Origin of the sequence: Bacillus pumilus (assembly GCF_009937765.1) — a bacterium.
In the GTDB taxonomy this organism is placed as follows: domain Bacteria; phylum Bacillota; class Bacilli; order Bacillales; family Bacillaceae; genus Bacillus; species Bacillus pumilus_O.
Window position 1 is genome coordinate 2,385,936 of sequence record NZ_CP047089.1, and the last position, 18,853, is coordinate 2,404,788.

An 18,853-nucleotide genomic window follows, 5' to 3' on the forward strand; every position below is an offset into this window, starting at 1 on the left:
CAAAAATGGTGCTTCTTTTTTATGATTTCGGATAGTCAGCTTGTCGTTTTTGTTTCTTCTCTTTCTCAGCACGGTATTTCCGAAATCCTACATACGTTAACGTTAATAAAATGATGCTTCCTGTTGTTAAAATGACCCATAAAAGCGATGGGTCAGCCTCATCTTGATCCACGTGAGCAAACACACTCGATAAATCTTCCTCAAGCTTTGTGAGGCGCTCAAGCTTTGTCCCACTTGATGCTTTTAAAAATTCACCTTGCTCAATCACTTCCATGTGTTGCTTAATCGTTTGCAGCTTTTCAGGCGAAACATCAATGGTTAAACTCGGATAGATCATATCGTATAAAGAAACTAGCTCATTCCAAGTTTCATAAAACGTCGTTGACTCCGGATCCTTCACTTCTTTTTTCAATGTAGGAAAAGACCCCATAATGGGCTTCTCCAGCGAACCCCAAAGTGGCTCAGAGTCTGACTGGATCGCATCGAGTAGCATTCTAAACTGTGAGGCATAACGAAGCTTTTCGCGCTCATTCAATTCTTCCTGCGGCAGCCCTTTTATGATATCTTGATAGCCAACTGTAATTTGTCGAATCTGCGTATTTGTCAGCGTTCCGCGCCAATTCTCAGCTTTAAATGTCTTTTCAACATACAATGCGACCTGTAACGCCTCATCATATTTAGCTTGTCTCGTTAATTGAAAGATTGAATCTGATAGTTCCGTTAATTCTTGCAGCACACTAGCTGCTGTTTCCTCGCCTTTGGCAACAGATGGCTGTAATACGAGAAAAAATAATAGAATTATCGCGATTGGCTTTCGTTTCATGCAAGTCCCTCCTAGCCCTTCTCCATACAGCGTATGAAGAAAAGGACAAGGTTAGACCAATATTGTTAAGGGAGTTCAAGCTTGATCGATTTTTTCGATAGGACCAGATAATATGAAACAAGAAGAACGGCAATGCTTAACCAAAACGTGACGTAGCCGATCTCGTTTGTATAGGCAGACAGCATAGAATAACGCGGCATCATACCAAATACATAATCAATCACATCGTTATGTAAAATCCATATGCCAGCTACGACCAAATGACGCATTTTAAAACGATAATACGGTGCAAACAATACGGCTTGAACCGCCATCGCAAAGTGGGACCCAATCAGCATGTATCCTTCCCACGGAAAATCATCAACAGATAAAAGGACAAAGATATTCATTCCTACAGCCCATAACCCGTACTTAATTAAGGTCACGAGGGCAAGTGCTTCAAAATAAGGAGCATTACGTTTCATCAAAAACGCAAGTAGAACAAATAAAAAGAAAAAGCTTGCCGTTGGACTGTCTGGAACAAAAGCTAAAAAGATAGCTGGCGTTTCAACAAGCTGTGGAATATACCAATAGTAGCCGTACACAGTGCCAAGGAAATTAATTATCAGGATTAGCACAAGCATATAGCGTGTGGCTAGTAGATATTGAATCCATCTCATACGTCTCTTCACTCACGATCTAATAAAATCAGAAAAAAAGCTGACAGCGCCAGCTTTTTCTCTTTTGAGTATATCCTTGTAATTGCATTTAAACAACTGAATTATTTAGATTTGACCTCAGATAAATATTTAGACAGCTTTTCAAGTTCTTCATCACTGCCTTTAAAGATACCCTTAGGCATATTACCTTTTCCTTCAACAGCAATCTTAGCGATCTCCTCAGGTGCAAGACCGTTGTCAACAAGTGACGGTCCGGCTGCTCCGCCCTGCATGTTATCCCCATGACAGGAGATACATGTTTGCTCCTGATAAATTTTATACTCTGCCGCCGATGTATCAATTTCTGCTTCTTTCTTAATTTCACCTTGCTTTGCCGCTGCTTCCCAATCATGAGTAGCAACAGACTCCCATGTTAAATATGTTGCTGCGCCGACTGCAAGGATCATCATCCCCACTGCAACCGGTCTTCTATACGGTCTACGTTCAGGACCAGAATCAAGAAATGGTGCGAGCAGCAGTGCACCAAACGCAATCCCAGGCATAATCATCGCACCAACTACCGTATAGCCACCTGCAGCAAATTCATATTTTAATAACTGGTACAAGAATAGGAAATACCAGTCTGGCAGCGGAATATAGCCGGTATCTGTTGGATCAGCCATCCGCTCAAGCGGAGGTGCATGAACCACAGTTAGGACAAGAAATCCAATTAAAAAAACGGCACCTACAAGCCATTCCTTTAAGAGAAAGTTCGGCCAAAAGGCTTCTGTTTTTCCCGGATATTCGGAATAGTCTTTAGGTATGTTAGGTTTTCTTTCTGCCGGAATTCTAGAGTCTCCGACAAACTTCATCCCTTTTCCCCTATGCAAAGTCATCCCCTCCTCATTGAACATTCATCAAACGCAACTTTTTTATAGCGGTCCAGAAATTCCTTGCTTACGAATCATAATAAAGTGGGCAGCCATCAGCCCAAATAATGCCGCTGGCAAGAAAAAGACATGGATAGCGAAAAATCTCGTCAGCGTTTGTGCCCCTACAATGTCAGGATGACCTGCAAGCAGCGTTTTGATCTCTTTCCCAATGAAAGGTGTCGCTTCTGCAATTTGAAGACCAACCTTCGTCGCAAATAGCGCCTTCATATCCCATGGCAAGAGATAACCTGTAAATCCAAGACCAAGCATCACAAAGAAAATGAGCACACCAACAATCCAGTTGAGCTCTCTAGGCTTTTTATACGCCCCTTGGAAAAAGACCCTTAGCGTATGTAAAAACATCATGACAATAACTAAACTCGCACCCCAGTGGTGCATCCCTCTAACAATCTGACCAAATGCCACTTCATTTTGTAAATAATAAACAGATTCCCATGCGTTTTTAATATCTGGCACGTAATACATCGTTAAAAACATGCCCGAAAGGACTTGTATGACTGTCACAAAAAACGTTAAACCGCCAAAACAGTACACAAAAGCGGAGAAATGATGTGCTGGATTGACATGCTCAGGCACCTCATGATCCGCAATATCTCTCCATATTGGTGTAATGTCCAGCCGCTCATCTACCCAATCATAAATCTTGTTAAGCATCGTTACCCTTCCCCTTTCGGCACAGCTTTTCCAAGATAGAGGTATCCGTCCTTCACTTGCTGCTTATAATGGTCAAGCGGTGCAAGTGGCGGAGTTCCGGGTACGTTTGTACCATCCTTGTCGTACAGCCCATAATGGCATGGGCAGAAAAATTTGTTTGGATTTTTCGGATCACTGTTCCAGTTCACTGTACATCCTAAATGTTTACAGATTGGCGATAAAGCGACAATTTCATCCCCTTCTTTGTACACCCATGCTGACCTAGATTCCTTTGACTCATACCATGCATCTACTTGATCAATTTTAAAGTCAAAGCGCTTCGGTTCCTTCGTCAGTTCATCAACACTGACAACTTGAACCATATCCTGATCCTCTGTTCCTTTTAGCACAGGGTCAAGCGCAAAGCGAACCATAGGCATGAGCATTCCAGCGGCCATAAATCCCCCCACGCCGGTCAACGTGTAATTCAAAAATTGACGCCTGGACACTCCATGTCTCTTCTCGCTCATTTTTTTCTCCCCCCCTCAGGTCGTCAGCTACTTTATAACTGAATTAGAAAAAATTTCATAAAACTAGGACACCCTCATAATATATCAATCTATTCACAAGGTCAACAGCCTAAAAAGCTATGTACAATGCAAATGTAAGGGTTTTTATGAAGGGTTCCACTTTTGTAACAAAAAGTTCAAAATTTGTTCCACACTGTCTTGAACGATTTTTTGCTTTAATTCTACCTTTAAATGCTCGAGCGGGACCGGCTTTAATAAAAATAGTGATTCACTAACAGGCTCATGCTCTTTCCACCCGTGATCAGATGAGATCAATACGACATGTTGAAAATGATCTTCAAGCGATTGCTTCATCGTGAAGATGTCTTCTAGTTTTCGATCATTGATTTCTACATATGTATGTGATGGAAAAAGAAAGACCCGCCCTTTCAGCTGCCTTTCAAGTTCCTCTGCTACAAGAATAGTAAACTCCCCTAAAGATACGGTTTGCTTGATTTGATTCGCATCTATTCCAACTAATGGAATGATAGCGGTATCAATGTAATCTTTAGATTGTAAAAAGCGATCCGCATCCTCCGCGTGAAACTTCATCAATTTCCCCTCTTTCATGACATAAGCCCTGCCTGGATAGGGCAAGGCTTATGCGTTCAGTTTATGACAAAAGGCTTAATTCTCTTGCTAACTTATTAAATGTTTCTTGATCATGACGGTCAAGTGCTTCATCTATCTCTTTCATAAGTCGTTCTTTTTGGAAAGTTGCGATTGAGTGTTCAAGTACTTTCTCTGCAAGATCCTTATCTTTTTCGTTCTCATAAAGATCCTTTGGAATATGAGGATTTGTTTCAAGCACAGCTGCATATTCCGGCGAACGATAAGCAGAACGGAAATTCAATTGAATAAACAAATCTTGCTGTTTATTCAAGCGAATATCATGAAATGACTTTTCAGCATCTGTCGTCATGATGTTTTCTTTATAAAATCTAAAGGGAACTTCATCCACACAGTGTGTTGACATAATGATTCCCCTTGGGCAAAATTCTGCTTGCTCTACAAAATGAACCTTTTCCATCAAAGAGTCGTGACTCATTAAATAATTTAATATCCAAACACACTCTCTTCGCTTTAACTGATAATGGTTTAAAAACCACCGGATGAATTCCTTCTTTTCATTGACAGAAACAGGGGTCTGCATGTTATTCCCTCCTCTATCGTAAATTAAATTGCTATACATGAATTATTCAACAAACCAGTTCTTCATTCCTGCAAACTATAAGGAAATTTCGTCTTCAATTCTTAAAATCGTTTCTTCGATTTCTTCATTTGTGCCATCTTTCTGAAGAACTTTGCGTAATAGAGGCAATGCTTCTTTTTGTCTGCCTTCTTCTAAAAGGAACGTCGCGTATTCATATAAAAAGTCACGTTCCTCATCAAAATCAGGCAGAGCCAGCTTGAAGTACTCTGCTGCTTCTTTATATTCCTCTCGTCCAACAGATGCAGATGCAGCATACCAATTCCATTTTGGATCCTCTTCCCCAAAGCTTTTAACCTCTTTAATGACATCTAGAATTTCATCAAAAAGCTCTTCATTTAAGTAGATCGCGAGCAATGTTTGAATCGCTTCAATATAGCCCGGGTCAAGAGCAAGAGCTTCTTGAAGCAACTTTTTCGCATCTTCTGAATCCCCATTTTTCAAGTCAATCTTTGCACCATATAAATATAACTCTTTGTTATACTCATCAATTTTAATACCCTCTTTGACTACCTCTAAAGCTTCGTGATATAGTCCTTCTTCCTCATAACTTTTTGCTAAAGGCATATAAAGGGACGAATAAGATGGATCAATATCTTTTAGTTCGGAAAGCTGCTGAATGGCTGTTTTCGTTCGACCAGCCCTCATCGCTGTAAATCCGTAACCAAAAAGGGTATTCGGGTCTGTTTGGCCTTTCACTGCCTTTTCGTACCATTCAAGCGCATCTTCAAATTCTCCAGCTGTGCTGAGTGATTCAGCGAGCCTCTGAAAAACATTGACGCCGCCAACTTCATGTTGTTGATCTGCGACCTTGTAGAAATAGTCAGCCGCTTTCTTTGAAAGACCTTGCGAAAAATACAATTCACCTAATGCAAAATCAATAATGGCTTCATTCGGAAGCAACTCTTTTGCTTTTAAGAGTTTTTGTTCACTGACTTCAAATAGCCCTTGCATTTGATACAAATCTGCCATTAACAGTAGGCTCTCTGGATATGCAGCATCATCTTCAGGAATTGTCTCTAATACCGAAATTGCCTTTTCTTCTTCATCAGAGTCAATCAGAAGTTCTGCATAAAAACATGTTAACCCTGTTTCCTCTGGATATAAATCATGTAAATCACTGATGAGATTTCTCGCTTTATCGATATCTCCCCAATCATAATATAACTGAGCTGCCTGAGCCTTTTCTTCATCATGCAAATGCTTTTCTGCCTGAGCAAGTGTTTGAAGTCCTTTTTCAGTCTCACCCGCCTCAACTAATTTTATGGCTTCTTGTAATGAACTATTCAAATCAAACCGTTCCTTTCTGTTTTCCAAAAACCTAAACTATTGTTACTTCATATCATAATCGACAGGTACTCATCCAGCAAATATGTTGCACTTTTAAAATGAACCCAATTTTGTGTTTTAAAGACTGTTTTTCATTTCATCCTTTACGAAACGAAGGTTTTGTAAACTGAAAACACCTAAAATTCATTTTTTGATCAAATAAAATGATTTTTTTCCAGGTTTCATCTTGAGACAAGCTATGCTATATTCCTTACAAATATGCTTAAGGAAAGAAAAAGCCTGAGGACATCCTCAGACTGTTTTGGTTAAGTATTCAATATGTTCAAAGAAATTCGGGTATGAGACGCGTACAGCATCTGTATCTTCAATCTCAACCGCTTGCTTTGTGATACATGCAGCAATCCCAAGCATCATACCGATTCGGTGATCTCCGTAGCTTGATACAACAGCGCCGCCTTGAAGCGGGGTTTTACCATGAATCTTCATACCATCATCTGTTGCTTCAATATCAGCACCGAGTTTTTTAAGTTCTGACACGACTGTATCGATTCGATTGGTCTCTTTTACTTTTAACTCAGCAGCATCTTTAATAATCGTTGTTCCTTCTGCTTGTGTTGCTAGAAGCGCTATAATCGGAATCTCATCGATGAGTCTTGAAATCACATCACCAGAAATTTCGATCCCTTTTAATGAAGAGGTCGAGATTGTTAAATCGCCATATGGCTCTCCGCCTTTTGCATCTACTTCATTGATCTCAAGATTCGCACCCATTTGTTTTAAAACATCAATAATACCCGTTCTTGTTTTGTTTAGCCCAACATTTTTTAACACAATTCGGCTGTTAGGAACAATCGATCCAGCAACAAGGAAAAATGCAGCTGAAGAAATGTCTCCAGGAACAAATATATCTGTTGCTTTTAATGTTTGACCGCCTTCAATGGAAACACTTTGTTCATCTTCGTCTAGTTTCACACCAAACATGGAGAGCATTCTTTCTGTATGATCTCTTGATTTATGTGGTTCAGTTAATGTCGTTGTTCCCTCTGCTTGAAGCCCTGCTAAAAGGACAGCGGATTTAATTTGCGCACTTGCGACTGGAGACTCATATGAGATTCCTTTTAAATGACCACCACGAATAGACAGCGGCGTATACTCGCCGTTTGCTCTACCATCTATCTTCGCTCCTAGTTGTTTAAGTGGACCTGTTACTCGTTGCATGGGTCTTTTAGCAATACTCTCATCACCGATCAGTGTACTGTGAAACTCACAACCAGCTAATATTCCCATCATTAATCGAATGGTTGTACCAGAATTTCCAACATCGAGGACGTCAGACGGCTCCTTCAGCTCTTTCAGTCCCTTCCCATGAATCACAACATCTGTCCCTTTTTGTTCAATGTCAACGCCCATCTTTCTAAAACAATCAATTGTGCTTAAACAATCAGCTCCTGGGAGAAAGTTTTTCACCACTGTCGTCCCATTAGCAATTGCTCCAAACATCACTGATCGATGAGAAATGGATTTATCACCTGGAATATGAATGACTCCATTCATAGGAGCATGTTTATGAATTTTCATCTTTGTCACCTCAGTCAGCATAAAATGTATCGTAATTCGCTCTATTTTTTATACAGATCTCTGCACGTTTACGGTCGTCTTCTGTTTGAAAGCTAATGCGTAAAATCCCATTTATATCTTCCCGCGTTTCAATAATACGGATATTCGTAATACTGATGTTCTCATTTGCTAAATGCCCTGTAATTTCCGAAATGACCCCAGGGTGATCTGGAACATCCACATAAAGGTCATAAAAAGCAGGTATAGCACCTTTTTTCCTCAAAGGAAGTCCATCACGATATTCCTTTGCCTCTTGAAAATAAGAGAACAAGCCTTCAGCGTCTTCTTGCTGCACAAAGGTCTCAATGCGGTCGATCTCTTTTTTCCATTCATGGAACCGGTCTAAAATCTTATTTTTGTTGTGCAGAAGGATATCTCGCCACATTGCAGGATTGCTTGATGCAATACGTGTAATATCACGAAAGCCTCCAGCAGCAAACCGTTTAACAAGTGGGAAGTGTTCTTCAAAATGATGCGCTTGATGCACAAGGCTGGCAGCAACAATATGCGGGAAATGACTAATCACACTTGTTACACCATCATGTTCTTCTGGGGTCATTTCAATAAAATGAGCATTTGTTCCCTTTAACAAGTCCTTCAAACGATCAACAGCATCGCGGTTTGTTTCCTTTGCTGGCGTTAAAATGTAGAACGCATTTTCAAATAAAAAGTCTTTCGCTGCAATGACACCTGACTTGTGAGAGCCTGCCATTGGATGTCCACCAATAAATTGATAGTGATTAGGAAGCGTTTTTTCTGCAAAATGGACGACCTTTTGCTTTGTGCTGCCGACATCGGTAATTGTAAGCTCTCTCTCAATTCCAGAGTTTGCAATATCACGAAGCATCTTTACTGTTTGCTGAACTGGTGTTGCCAAAATTATAGTCGCAGATTCAGCCAAACCTGCTGCAAATGAATCAGCTGCTAAATCAATGATACCTAGCTTTGTTGCTGCAACCATTTGTTCTTTAGACACATCGTATCCAACAATTTTTTTATAGGGATACTCTTTTTTAATCGACAGTGCGATGGAACCTCCAATTAAACCAAGTCCAGCGATTAATATTGTTTCATTTGCATCATTCATGTTCATCACCTGTTTTTTCGCGAAAATTAAAAAAGCCATTTCAAAAGCTTATATGTATGAGGTTGGTACAATGAAAGCCATATCCTGTAAAAGGATATGACTTATAGTTATGCTACGCACGAATGCCCTGCAATAAATCAGCAAGTGTACTTAGAATTTCTGCATTTTGCTCCATTGTTCCGACCGTAATACGTAAAGACGTTGGAAAACCAAGTGCTTTACCAGATCGAACAATATAGCCTTTTTTTAATAATGCATGAAATAGTTCATCTGCATCCCTTTTAAAATCAATCAGCACGAAGTTTGTTTGAGACGGATAAATAAATAGTCCAAAACGGTCAGCAAATTCTTGATATTGTTTGAGACCTGCCTCATTTTTCTGTCTGCATGATCGAATGAAGTCCTGATCTTTTATCGCCGCTCGAGCAGCTGCCTGGGCGATACGACTCGTATTAAACGGCTCTCTCGCTGGCTCAATCGCAGTAATCAACTCTTTTGATGCAATGCCATAGCCTACTCGAAGCGCCGCCAGCCCATACGCTTTTGAAAACGTTCGGAGTACGATAACATTTTGATAACTGTGTAATAAAGATAAGCTGTTCGGATAGTCTTCCGCACGAACATATTCGACATATGCCTCATCTAGTACCACAAGTACATGAGCGGGTACTTGATCTAAAAACGCCACAAGCTCAGATTCTGACAAATGATTTCCTGTCGGGTTATTCGGGTTGCATACCCAAACGACCTTCGTGTTCTCATCAATCGCATCAAGCATGCCCTTTAGATCGTGAGCTCCTCCGTCTAAAAGCGGCACTTCTCGAATCTCTGCCCGCTCAATGATTGCATTGTGACGATATTGCGGAAAAGACGGAGATGGGATGACGGTATTTGTATGTTGGTCAAGGAATGCCCTAGCAATAATTTGCACAAGTTCATCTGAGCCATTCCCGAATATTAATTGTTTTTCATTTACTTGAAGAAACTCAGCAAGCTCTGTTCTTAAACTTGCGCTGTATCCATCTGGATAGATCGCTAAATGTTCAAGCTCAGCTTGTATCGCCTCTCTTGCATGTGTGGAACATCCAAAAGGGTTTTCATTTGAAGCCAATTTCACAATTTTGTCTAATTGATATTCTTTTTTGACCTCTTCAATTGGTTTCCCAGGTTGATATGGTTTTAGTTGTTTTAATTGATCTTTGATTTGCAAAAGTTTCACCTCATTTGAATGAATAGAGGGGACTAAATGTTTTTGCATAGGTTTCAAATTCTCTTAAAGCGTCTTGACGTGTATCACTTGCTAACAATTGATCTTGAAGTTCTTCAATTTTTTTCACAAGTGCACTGCCTACAACGACGCCGTCACTCAGTTTATTCATTGAGTCTACCTGCTCTCTTGTTGAGATACCAAAACCGACCGCAACCGGTATGTGACTCAGCTGTTTCACTTGTTGAATAAAATCAGTAATCGATTCGTCAAAGGTTTGCCTGACACCTGTTACACCAAGAGATGAAACACAATACACAAAACCTTCTGCCTGCTCTACAATATTTACTAATCGTTCCTTACTGGTTGGTGCAACGAGCGAAATATATGAAATGTCATATGATTGACAGTTCTTTTGCAGCTCACTGCTTTCTTCAAAAGGCAAGTCGGGTGTTAAGAGTCCCGAAATATGGTTTTTGCGCAGTAAAGCGAAAAAGTATTCTGTGTCTAATTGTAACACAGGATTATAATACGTAAATAGAATAACAGGAATTTTTACACCGTTTTTTTTCATCTTCCCTGCTAATTCTATCGCTTTTACGATATTCATGCCATGATTTAGAGCTCTTTTGGAGGCTCTTTGAATGACAGGACCGTCTGCTAGCGGATCGGAGTAAGGAACGCCTAGCTCAATCGCATGTGCACCGGCTGCTTGAAGGGACAAAGCTAAATCGATCGTGATTTCTTCTGACGGATCTCCTGCCGTCATAAATGGGATGAATAATTTCTCGCCTTGCTCTAATTGAAATGTGATCATTTCGTTTTGCCCTCACTTTCAAGCACATTCATTAATGTATGCACATCCTTATCTCCTCTTCCTGAGAGGCAGACAAGGATGATTTCATCTTCACTCATCGTCCTGCTCATCTCAAATGCCTTGGCTAAAGCGTGTGCTGATTCAATCGCTGGTAGAATTCCTTCCTTTTCTGTCAGCAGCTTTAGTGCATCCAGGGCTTCTTGATCTGTAGCACTCACATATTCAACGTGTCCACTCGCATGTAAATAGGCGTGCTCTGGTCCGATCCCGGGATAATCTAAACCAGCTGAAATGGAATAGGGCTCAATAATCTGGCCGAATTCGTCTTGGATTAAATAGGTCAAAGATCCATGAATGACCCCTTTTGTCCCCTTCGTAATGGTTGCTGCATGAAGCGGTGTATCAATTCCTTTTCCAGCCGCTTCTACACCAATCAAATCAACCTCATCATCCAAAAACGCTCGGTACATTCCAATCGCATTACTTCCGCCGCCAACACAAGCAATGACTTTATGTGGGAGCCTGCCTTCTTTTTTAAGCATCTGCTCTTTTGCTTCATCACCAATCATCCGCTGGAACTCACTGACGATTTGGGGATACGGGTGAGGTCCTACAACTGAACCTATCATATAGAAATGATCACTACAGTGCTGAACCCAGTAACGAATCGCTTCGTTCGTCGCATCTTTTAATGTGCCGTTTCCACTTGTGACAGGTATGACTTCAGCGCCAAGGAGCTTCATTCGGAATACATTGAGAGATTGTCTCTCCACATCCTCTTTTCCCATAAACACCGTGCATGATAATCCAAATTTTGCGGCCACCGTTGCAGCTGCTACTCCGTGCTGTCCAGCGCCTGTTTCTGCGATGATGTTTGATTTGCCCATTTTTTTTGCAAGCAGGGCCTGACCAAGTGCATTGTTGATTTTATGAGCACCTGTATGGTTTAAATCTTCTCTTTTTAAATAGATTTTTGCGCCGCCGAGGTATGCGGATAATTGATCGGCATATGTCAGTGCAGTCGGTCTGCCTGAATAGTTGTGCAATAGAGAAAGATATTCTTGCTCAAAAGCGGGGTCTTCTTTTAATTCGTTAAATGCTTGTTCGATTTCTTTGAGTGGCTGCATGAGTGTCTCAGGAACAAATTTCCCTCCAAATTCTCCATACCTGCCAAGCTCATTTGGATATGCGTACATTGTTTAACATCCTTTCTTCGAGCGCTTTGATCTTAGCGCTGCTTTTCTTCCCGTCTTCTTCTATGCCGCTTGAAAGATCGATCGCTCTTGGGCCATAGGCAAGAAGCTCTGGCAGCGTTTCCGGTGTAATTCCGCCTGCAATGATGCATGTTTTCTCAAGCCGTTTTGCATGCTGATTGTATAAAGGTACCGCTTCCCATGTAAAAGCTGTGCCAGAACCGCCTCTCATCCCTTTTACTTTCGCATCAATGAGAAAGCCATCAACAAATGGCGCAAATGCCGTCATTTTATCAAGTGTTCCTTTTATATCGGGATCGTGATGAAAGACTTTCCACACTACCGTCCCTGTTTGTTGTTTTATTTGTGTTGCATCCTCTTTTGTTTCATCTCCATGTAGCTGCACGATATCTAAAGGAATATGTTTTGTGATGTCACACACTTTTTGGGTGTTTTCATTTACGAATACACCCGTAATCTTTTTACGGCACTGCGACTTGCTGAGCCATTGTTTCACTTGATTTGGATCGACTTGTCTTTTACTTGGCGCAAAAATAAATCCGATCGCATCTGCTTGAGATTGAGCAATGCATTTTACATCTTCTAGTGAGCCCGCTCCGCAATATTTTAAAAAAGGTTTCATAGTGCTCATTCTCCAAATAACGTCTGAACGGCTTTTTCTTGTGATGGTTCTCTCATTAATGATTCACCTACAAGAACAGCACTCGCTCCATGTTTTTTGACAAAGGTCAGATCATCAAACGTTTGAATACCGCTTTCACTTACTAGTAAGCAATCCTTTGGAACAAGTGGGGCAATCTCTTTTGTTTGCTCAACTGTTGTGTTAAAGGTTTTTAGATTTCGGTTATTCACGCCAATGATTTCAGGGGTGAATAGGTTTAAAATTTGTTCCAGCGTCTCTGCTGCATGAACTTCGACAAGAATATCTAATCCTTTTTCCTTCGCTTCAATATAGAGTTCATGCAGCTGTTGTGGTTCAAGCACTTCTCCAATTAATAAAATGGCATCTGCACCGATACGTCTTGACTCTTCTATCTGTATGGAATCGATGATGAAATCTTTTCTTAGAATGGGACGTGCAATGTGTTTTTTAATGAGGGAAAGATACTCATTCTTTCCTTGAAAAAATGGTTCATCTGTTAAGACTGATAAGCAATCAGCATTCGATTTTTCGTATGCTTTTGCTGTTTGCAGAGGATCAAAATTTGGCTGAATGATTCCTTTGGAAGGAGATGCCTTTTTCACCTCAGCAATCAGCCCAATCGAGCGGTGGGTGTTCACAAGGGCTTCTTTAAATGAGCGTCTTTCAAAGTGTCCATCATCAGGTAACTGTAACGTTTGGATATGTTCTTTTTTGCGTGCAATGATTTGATTAAGCATAGATCTCTTCCTCTTTCGTTTTTTGTTTTAAACGTGCCAATTGTTCTTTGGCTGCTCCGTTTTTAATCGTTTCTAATGCTTTTAATGTTCCTGCCATGAGGCTTTCAGACTTGCCTGCGACATATAAAGCCGCTCCGGCATTCAGCGCTGTAATATGAAGAGGCGCCCCTACTGTTTGATGATTCAATATATTCTGAATCAATTTTGCACTCTCTTCTGGTGATTGGACCTGAATATCTGATAAGTATCCTTTCGCCAGTCCAAAGTCTTCTGGGTTTAGCGTATATTCTGTCATGTCACCTTTTTTGAGTTCAATCACATACGAATTTGCTGTAATTGTTAGTTCATCCAGCCCGTCTTCCCCGCATACAAACAGGACATGCTCTGGCTCTAATGGGGCAAGGGCTTCCGCCATTAATTTTGCCTTTTCCTTTGCATACACACCGATGATTTGCTTTTTGGCTTGCATCGGGTGGCAAAGCGGCCCTAATAAATTAAATACCGTCCTGAAGCCAAGCTGCTTGCGGACAGCCGCTACTTGTTTCATAGATGAATGGTACATTGGTGCAAATAAAAAGCCCATGTTTTTCTCTTGTATTTGTCTCCTTGTTTCTTCTGGAGTGGATTGAATGTGAATTCCAAGGTACTCTAGGACGTCGGCACTTCCACTTTTAGAAGAAACTGAACGATTTCCGTGTTTGGCAATTTTAGCACCAGCGGCGGAAGCTACAATTGCAGCTGCAGTTGATATATTGAATGTGGAAAGTCCATCGCCCCCTGTACCGCATGTGTCAACGACATCAAGCGATCTTTCCGCTGGTTCTGCTTTTTGCCGCATGGCCCTCACGAAGCCTGTCATTTCTTCAGCGGTTTCTCCTCTATGCGCTAAAATCGATAGACTTGCAGCGACTTCGGCATCTGTTAAGAAGCCGCTCATCATATCATACATGAGTTGATGTGCTTCATTTTCTGATAGGAAACCTCCGTTAACAAGTGCTGATAGTCGCTGATTCATCCTGCACACTCTCCTTTTCTGAGAAAATATGTTCAGCAAGCTGAATGGCCCTCAGAAGCGCTCCTGCCTTGTTACATGTCTCTTCCCATTCATTTTCTGGTACAGAATCTGCGACAATGCCAGCGCCTGCTTGTATGGAGGCGGTCTGATTTTTGACGCTCATGGTGCGAATGGTAATACAAGAGTCGATATTACCGTCAAATCCAATATAGGCAATACAGCCGCCATACGTTTCCCTTGGCTCTGGCTCCATTTCATTTAATAATTGCATCGCTCTTATTTTTGGTGCCCCTGTTAATGTGCCTGCTGGAAATGCGGACATGAGTGCATCAACTGGGTGTGTATCCTGCTTTAGCTTCCCTGTCACAATGGAGATGATGTGCATGACATGTGAGAAGTTCACTACTTTTGTAAAGGTCGGTATGGATACGCTGCCGTATTCTGCTACGCGGCCGACATCATTTCTGGCTAGATCTACTAACATGTAATGTTCTGCTTTTTCTTTCTCATCTTCTAGTAGCTCTCTTGCCAGCGCGGCGTCCTCTTCTTTTGTTGCTCCTCTTTTTCTAGTGCCTGCAATAGGATGAATTTCTAAGTTCCTATTTTTGGCATGAATTAATCGTTCTGGTGAGCTTCCGACTAAATCACGGTCTTTTAATTTCATAAAATACATGTATGGAGATGGATTCACAATGCGAAGCACACGATATAATTCAAATGAACTCACTGACACTGGGATATCGAAACGCTGTGAGAGTACGCCTTGAAAAATATCACCCGCTCGAATGTATTCTTTGATTTTTTCTACGTCCTTTAGAAATTGCTCTTTTTCATAGGTTGATGTCACATGTTCAAACGACGGTAATTCGTTCATATTCCCTGATAAAATCAGTTCTTTCATATCAATCTTTGTATGGAGCTTGTGAATCATCTGTTCAAGCTGCTTTTGATTCTCTTTGTAAGCTTGTATTTTTTCGTCTTCTGTTTCATTTCCGGTTAACTGGGTGTATTGGATAAAATGAACGTGATTCGTTTCGTGATCAAAAGCAATCATCGTTTGGCAGACAAATAGAGTACAATTGTCTGTCGTTGATGCGCTTCGGTGAGGCCTGACAGAAGGTTCAATGCTTGGAATAAGATCATAACTTAAATACCCAACTGCCCCGCCTGTAAACGGGATGTCAACATCTGGTGTCTTGATTTGATATTGCTCTTTCATCCAGTCTAATAAGTCTTTCAGTTCTTGTTTTTTCATGACCTCCTGCCCAGCAGCGTCACGTGCAATATATTCGTTTTGGTCATCATGTAAGGTTAAAAAAGGATGTAATCCGATGAAGGAATATCTCGACCAGCTAGAAGACTCATCTTTACTTTCTAGTAGATACACAATATCTGCCTTGAGTTTTTCGACAATTTGAATCGGTGAGAGCGTATCAACTGTAATGGTTTCAACAATCGGGATCGTTTTGTGGGACTCGCTGTCCCTTAAAAATCGGGTTACATTTGAATGGGAATTCATAAGCACACTCCTTAAATGGGATTAAGGAGAATGAGGGGGACCTATAGAGGGTTTGTATGAGTATAAGAAATAAGCCTAAAAGAGGGGTGCTCTTTTAGGCAGTATGATTAAATAGAAGTATCGTATCTCAGCTCAACTCTACTCATCTCAACTACCCTAGTCTCATTCTCATCTTCTCTAAACTTGCAATGCCGTTTACACCTGTGTGTAAACTTCGGCTGTTCATATCGTATTATAATTCCTTGTTTTTTGTCAACTGTAAATCAGGGCGAAGCGTCACAGCTTCTTCCAAGTACACATGCTGCACATCTTCCTGCTTTGTGTCTGTTTGGACCGTCATTAACACACGAATACAATGCTTTAGACCGCCATGAATGTCCAGCTCCTGCATACAAGTAACAGGCACATACGTCCACCCTTCAAACTGACGAAGGGCTTTTGCCGGAAAAACGGAGTGAATATCTTGTGTAGCTGAAATTAAAATCTGCACGACACGTTCTGGATCTACTTCATTTCTTGAAATAATCGCTTCTAGCAGCTGTTTCGTTTTGTTTAACACTTCTGTTTCTGTATCTTCTGTCACAGTTGTAGCCCCACGTATCCCGCGAAACATCATAGACATCCCTCCTCCCGTTTCCATTCATCGAGCCATTGATGCAGATCATCTTTTGTGAAAGACTGCAAGACAGCATCTCCAACCTGTTTTAATAAAACAAATTGAACGGTTCCACCTCTTGCCTTTTTATCACCAATCATCCGGTCAACAAATGTTTTCGTGGAAATATCTTGGGTGACTTGTACCGGAAATCCGAGTTTTTTCATCCACTCTTTTAGTTCCGTACGATGAAGGCTGAGCCCCAGCTTCTTTTCGCTCACATATAGCGCAAACTGCATGCCGATTGCAATAGCATCTCCGTGTGTAATAACGCCGTATCCATACTCTGCTTCAATGGCATGCCCAAGTGTATGACCTAAATTCAAAAATGCACGCACACCTTGTTCTCTTTCATCTTTTTGAACAATCGACGCTTTGACCTCAATGCCTTGATACAGCATATGTGCGAGCTCGCTTTTTGAGCATTCATCCAAAGAACGAATAGACATCAGCTCTTTTAAAAAGTCTTCACTTGAGATGAGGGCATGTTTGATGACCTCAGCAAAGCCTGACCTCATTTCAGTTTGAGATAGTGTCTCAAGCATGCTCGTATCATAAATGACGGCTTTCGGCTGATGAAACGCACCGATTAAATTTTTACCGAGAGGATGGTTAATCCCCGTTTTCCCGCCAACTGCACTGTCGTGTGCCAGCAGCGTCGTCGGAACTTGAATAAAATCAATACCTCTCATGTAACTAGCAGCAACAAAGCCAGCCAAATCGCCAATTACGCCGCCTCCAAGCGCAATGATACACGAGGAGCGATCTAGCTGAAATTGTATGGCTTTCGTATGAATATGCTCAAACTCAGCAAAAGATTTCGACTGCTCTCCGCTTGGCACAACCACTTTATGCACAGACCATTTTTGTTCAAGTAATCGAACCATTTCATCACCGTAAATGGCATCAACCGCTGTATCTGTGACGATTAAGAGCTTCGTATAGGAATGCCCCGTGGAAGTCATCAAGTCGACGATATTGCGTTTAATCCCATCACCGATGTATACAGGATAAGTAGCTGAAGACGTCTTAACTTCCAATGTTTTCATTAAAATTCCCTCTGAAGCTGGCGCATTTTTTCAACATTTTCTTTAATGCGGTCAATTTGATCAAGGCCAAACTGCTCCACTACAGCATTGGCGATTTCCCAAGCCACGACTGCTTCTGCGACAACACTTGCGGCAGGAACAGCACAGCTGTCAGAACGTTCAATACTTGCGGAGAAAGGTTCTTTTGTTTCAATGTCAACGCTTTGAAGCGGTTTGTAAAGCGTTGGGATTGGTTTCATGACCCCTCTTACGACAATTGGCATACCAGTTGACATTCCGCCTTCAAGACCACCTAAGCGATTTGTTTTTCTCGTATAGCCCTTTTCTTCATCCCAGATGATTTCATCATGGACCTCACTGCCATTTTTAGAAGCCGCCTCAAAGCCGATACCGAATTCAACCCCTTTAAAAGCGTTGATACTCAGGACAGCACCTGCAAGCTTGCTATCTAATTTGCGGTCATAGTGAACATAGCTCCCGACTCCAACAGGCATTCCTTCAACGATAACTTCCACAATTCCACCAATTGAATCACCATTTTTCTTCGCTTCATCAATGGCATCCATCATTTTTTGACCTGCTTCACTGTCGTAGCAGCGAACAGGTGACTCTTCCGTTACCTTTTGCAAATCTTCAATTGATTCATATGCCGTATGAGCTGCTTTCACTCCGCCAATTTCAAGAACGTGGCCTGCTACTTTGATTCCTAAATGAGCTAAGATTTGTTTAGCGACTGCGCCTGCTGCTACGCGAACAGTTGTCTCACGAGCTGATGAACGCTCTAATACGTTTCGCATATCACGGTGTCCATATTTAATCGCACCATTTAAATCCGCATGTCCTGGTCTAGGGCGTGAAATTTGACGCTTCATTTCACTTTCTTCTTCTTCTGTGATCGGCTCTGCCCCCATCACTTTTGTCCAATGCTTCCAGTCGTTGTTTTCAACGACAAGTGCAATAGGAGAACCTAATGTTTTCCCGTGGCGAACACCGCTTAATACTTTCGCTTGGTCTTTTTCTATCTGCATTCTTCTGCCGCGGCCGTGACCTTTTTGTCTTCTAGCCAATTCATAGTTAATGTCATCCTGCTCTATGTAAAGTCCCGCTGGAACGCCTTCAATAATTGTGGTCAATTGTGGACCATGTGATTCACCTGCTGTTAAGTATCTCATGACTT

General features: G+C 41.4%; 20 protein-coding genes. All 20 read right to left on the minus strand.

Annotated elements, in window-relative coordinates:
• Positions 1-19: 19 nt before the first annotated feature.
• Complete coding sequence (ypjB, locus tag GPS65_RS11790; protein ID WP_119125043.1) at positions 20-823, minus strand: sporulation protein YpjB; 804 nt, start codon at positions 821-823, stop codon at positions 20-22.
• A 65-nt stretch (positions 824-888) separates the two neighbouring features.
• Entirely contained in the window at positions 889-1,482 is a 594-nt protein-coding gene (lhaT, locus tag GPS65_RS11795) for a lipoprotein heptaprenylglyceryl N-acetyltransferase LhaT (RefSeq protein WP_041815659.1), read from the minus strand.
• Between the two features lie 101 nt (positions 1,483-1,583).
• Positions 1,584-2,351, minus strand: coding sequence for a menaquinol-cytochrome c reductase cytochrome b/c subunit (locus GPS65_RS11800; protein WP_012010369.1), 768 nt, complete (start codon positions 2,349-2,351; stop codon positions 1,584-1,586).
• A gap of 42 nt (positions 2,352-2,393) precedes the next feature.
• A complete protein-coding gene (gene qcrB, locus GPS65_RS11805) occupies positions 2,394-3,068 on the minus strand; it encodes a menaquinol-cytochrome c reductase cytochrome b subunit (RefSeq protein WP_003215804.1) in 675 nt (224 codons plus the stop codon).
• Positions 3,069-3,070: 2 nt separating this feature from the next.
• Complete coding sequence (locus GPS65_RS11810) at positions 3,071-3,577, minus strand: ubiquinol-cytochrome c reductase iron-sulfur subunit (RefSeq protein WP_007500911.1); 507 nt, start codon at positions 3,575-3,577, stop codon at positions 3,071-3,073.
• Between the two features lie 144 nt (positions 3,578-3,721).
• Positions 3,722-4,168: a YpiF family protein gene (locus tag GPS65_RS11815; RefSeq protein WP_012010370.1), complete on the minus strand. Its 447-nt coding sequence runs from the start codon at positions 4,166-4,168 to the stop codon at positions 3,722-3,724.
• A 61-nt stretch (positions 4,169-4,229) separates the two neighbouring features.
• Positions 4,230-4,769, minus strand: coding sequence for a ReoY family proteolytic degradation factor (locus GPS65_RS11820; RefSeq protein WP_003215573.1), 540 nt, complete (start codon positions 4,767-4,769; stop codon positions 4,230-4,232).
• 75 nt (positions 4,770-4,844) lie between these two features.
• Positions 4,845-6,116 (minus strand): tetratricopeptide repeat protein, encoded by a 1,272-nt coding sequence (locus GPS65_RS11825; protein WP_144474150.1) that lies wholly within the window; start codon positions 6,114-6,116, stop codon positions 4,845-4,847.
• 291 nt (positions 6,117-6,407) lie between these two features.
• Entirely contained in the window at positions 6,408-7,694 is a 1,287-nt protein-coding gene (gene aroA / locus GPS65_RS11830) for a 3-phosphoshikimate 1-carboxyvinyltransferase (protein WP_088001004.1), read from the minus strand.
• 10 nt (positions 7,695-7,704) lie between these two features.
• A complete protein-coding gene (locus GPS65_RS11835) occupies positions 7,705-8,820 on the minus strand; it encodes a prephenate dehydrogenase (protein WP_041816258.1) in 1,116 nt (371 codons plus the stop codon).
• A 112-nt stretch (positions 8,821-8,932) separates the two neighbouring features.
• On the minus strand, positions 8,933-10,030 hold the full coding sequence (gene hisC / locus GPS65_RS11840) for a histidinol-phosphate transaminase (protein WP_144474151.1): 1,098 nt from the start codon (positions 10,028-10,030) through the stop codon (positions 8,933-8,935).
• 10 nt (positions 10,031-10,040) lie between these two features.
• A complete protein-coding gene (trpA, locus tag GPS65_RS11845) occupies positions 10,041-10,844 on the minus strand; it encodes a tryptophan synthase subunit alpha (protein WP_088001003.1) in 804 nt (267 codons plus the stop codon).
• Complete coding sequence (gene trpB, locus GPS65_RS11850) at positions 10,841-12,040, minus strand: tryptophan synthase subunit beta (protein WP_144457947.1); 1,200 nt, start codon at positions 12,038-12,040, stop codon at positions 10,841-10,843. The genes trpA and trpB overlap by 4 nt, the downstream gene beginning before the upstream one ends.
• Positions 12,021-12,680: a phosphoribosylanthranilate isomerase gene (locus GPS65_RS11855; RefSeq protein ID WP_144471863.1), complete on the minus strand. Its 660-nt coding sequence runs from the start codon at positions 12,678-12,680 to the stop codon at positions 12,021-12,023. Before GPS65_RS11855 ends, trpB begins: the two co-directional genes overlap by 20 nt.
• A gap of 5 nt (positions 12,681-12,685) precedes the next feature.
• The gene (trpC, locus tag GPS65_RS11860) at positions 12,686-13,438 is read right to left on the minus strand and encodes an indole-3-glycerol phosphate synthase TrpC (RefSeq protein ID WP_012010378.1); all 753 of its coding nucleotides are present in this window, start codon (positions 13,436-13,438) and stop codon (positions 12,686-12,688) included.
• Positions 13,431-14,453 carry an anthranilate phosphoribosyltransferase gene (trpD, locus tag GPS65_RS11865; RefSeq protein ID WP_144474152.1) on the minus strand — a complete coding sequence of 341 codons (1,023 nt, stop codon included), beginning with the start codon at positions 14,451-14,453 and terminating at the stop codon, positions 13,431-13,433. The genes trpC and trpD overlap by 8 nt, the downstream gene beginning before the upstream one ends.
• Entirely contained in the window at positions 14,425-15,972 is a 1,548-nt protein-coding gene (trpE, locus tag GPS65_RS11870; protein ID WP_144474153.1) for an anthranilate synthase component I, read from the minus strand. The genes trpD and trpE overlap by 29 nt, the downstream gene beginning before the upstream one ends.
• Before the next feature lie 232 nt (positions 15,973-16,204).
• Positions 16,205-16,588, minus strand: a complete 384-nt coding sequence (gene aroH / locus GPS65_RS11875) for a chorismate mutase (RefSeq protein ID WP_012010381.1) — start codon at positions 16,586-16,588, stop codon at positions 16,205-16,207.
• The gene (gene aroB, locus GPS65_RS11880) at positions 16,585-17,676 is read right to left on the minus strand and encodes a 3-dehydroquinate synthase (RefSeq protein ID WP_012010382.1); all 1,092 of its coding nucleotides are present in this window, start codon (positions 17,674-17,676) and stop codon (positions 16,585-16,587) included. The genes aroH and aroB overlap by 4 nt, the downstream gene beginning before the upstream one ends.
• Positions 17,676-18,848, minus strand: coding sequence for a chorismate synthase (aroC, locus tag GPS65_RS11885; RefSeq protein WP_012010383.1), 1,173 nt, complete (start codon positions 18,846-18,848; stop codon positions 17,676-17,678). Before aroC ends, aroB begins: the two co-directional genes overlap by 1 nt.
• Positions 18,849-18,853: the final 5 nt, after the last annotated feature.

Coding starts and splice junctions, on each gene's coding strand:
- ypjB (WP_119125043.1), bottom strand. CDS start 823: ATGAAACGAAAGCCAATCGCGATAATTCTATTATTTTTTCTCGTATTA.
- lhaT (WP_041815659.1), bottom strand. CDS start 1,482: ATGAGATGGATTCAATATCTACTAGCCACACGCTATATGCTTGTGCTA.
- qcrB (WP_003215804.1), bottom strand. CDS start 3,068: ATGCTTAACAAGATTTATGATTGGGTAGATGAGCGGCTGGACATTACA.
- GPS65_RS11810 (WP_007500911.1), bottom strand. CDS start 3,577: ATGAGCGAGAAGAGACATGGAGTGTCCAGGCGTCAATTTTTGAATTAC.
- GPS65_RS11815 (WP_012010370.1), bottom strand. CDS start 4,168: ATGAAGTTTCACGCGGAGGATGCGGATCGCTTTTTACAATCTAAAGAT.
- GPS65_RS11820 (WP_003215573.1), bottom strand. CDS start 4,769: ATGCAGACCCCTGTTTCTGTCAATGAAAAGAAGGAATTCATCCGGTGG.
- aroA (WP_088001004.1), bottom strand. CDS start 7,694: ATGAAAATTCATAAACATGCTCCTATGAATGGAGTCATTCATATTCCA.
- GPS65_RS11835 (WP_041816258.1), bottom strand. CDS start 8,820: ATGAATGATGCAAATGAAACAATATTAATCGCTGGACTTGGTTTAATT.
- trpA (WP_088001003.1), bottom strand. CDS start 10,844: ATGATCACATTTCAATTAGAGCAAGGCGAGAAATTATTCATCCCATTT.
- trpB (WP_144457947.1), bottom strand. CDS start 12,040: ATGTACGCATATCCAAATGAGCTTGGCAGGTATGGAGAATTTGGAGGG.
- GPS65_RS11855 (WP_144471863.1), bottom strand. CDS start 12,680: ATGAAACCTTTTTTAAAATATTGCGGAGCGGGCTCACTAGAAGATGTA.
- trpC (WP_012010378.1), bottom strand. CDS start 13,438: ATGCTTAATCAAATCATTGCACGCAAAAAAGAACATATCCAAACGTTA.
- trpD (WP_144474152.1), bottom strand. CDS start 14,453: ATGAATCAGCGACTATCAGCACTTGTTAACGGAGGTTTCCTATCAGAA.
- trpE (WP_144474153.1), bottom strand. CDS start 15,972: ATGAATTCCCATTCAAATGTAACCCGATTTTTAAGGGACAGCGAGTCC.
- aroH (WP_012010381.1), bottom strand. CDS start 16,588: ATGATGTTTCGCGGGATACGTGGGGCTACAACTGTGACAGAAGATACA.
- aroB (WP_012010382.1), bottom strand. CDS start 17,676: ATGAAAACATTGGAAGTTAAGACGTCTTCAGCTACTTATCCTGTATAC.
- aroC (WP_012010383.1), bottom strand. CDS start 18,848: ATGAGATACTTAACAGCAGGTGAATCACATGGTCCACAATTGACCACA.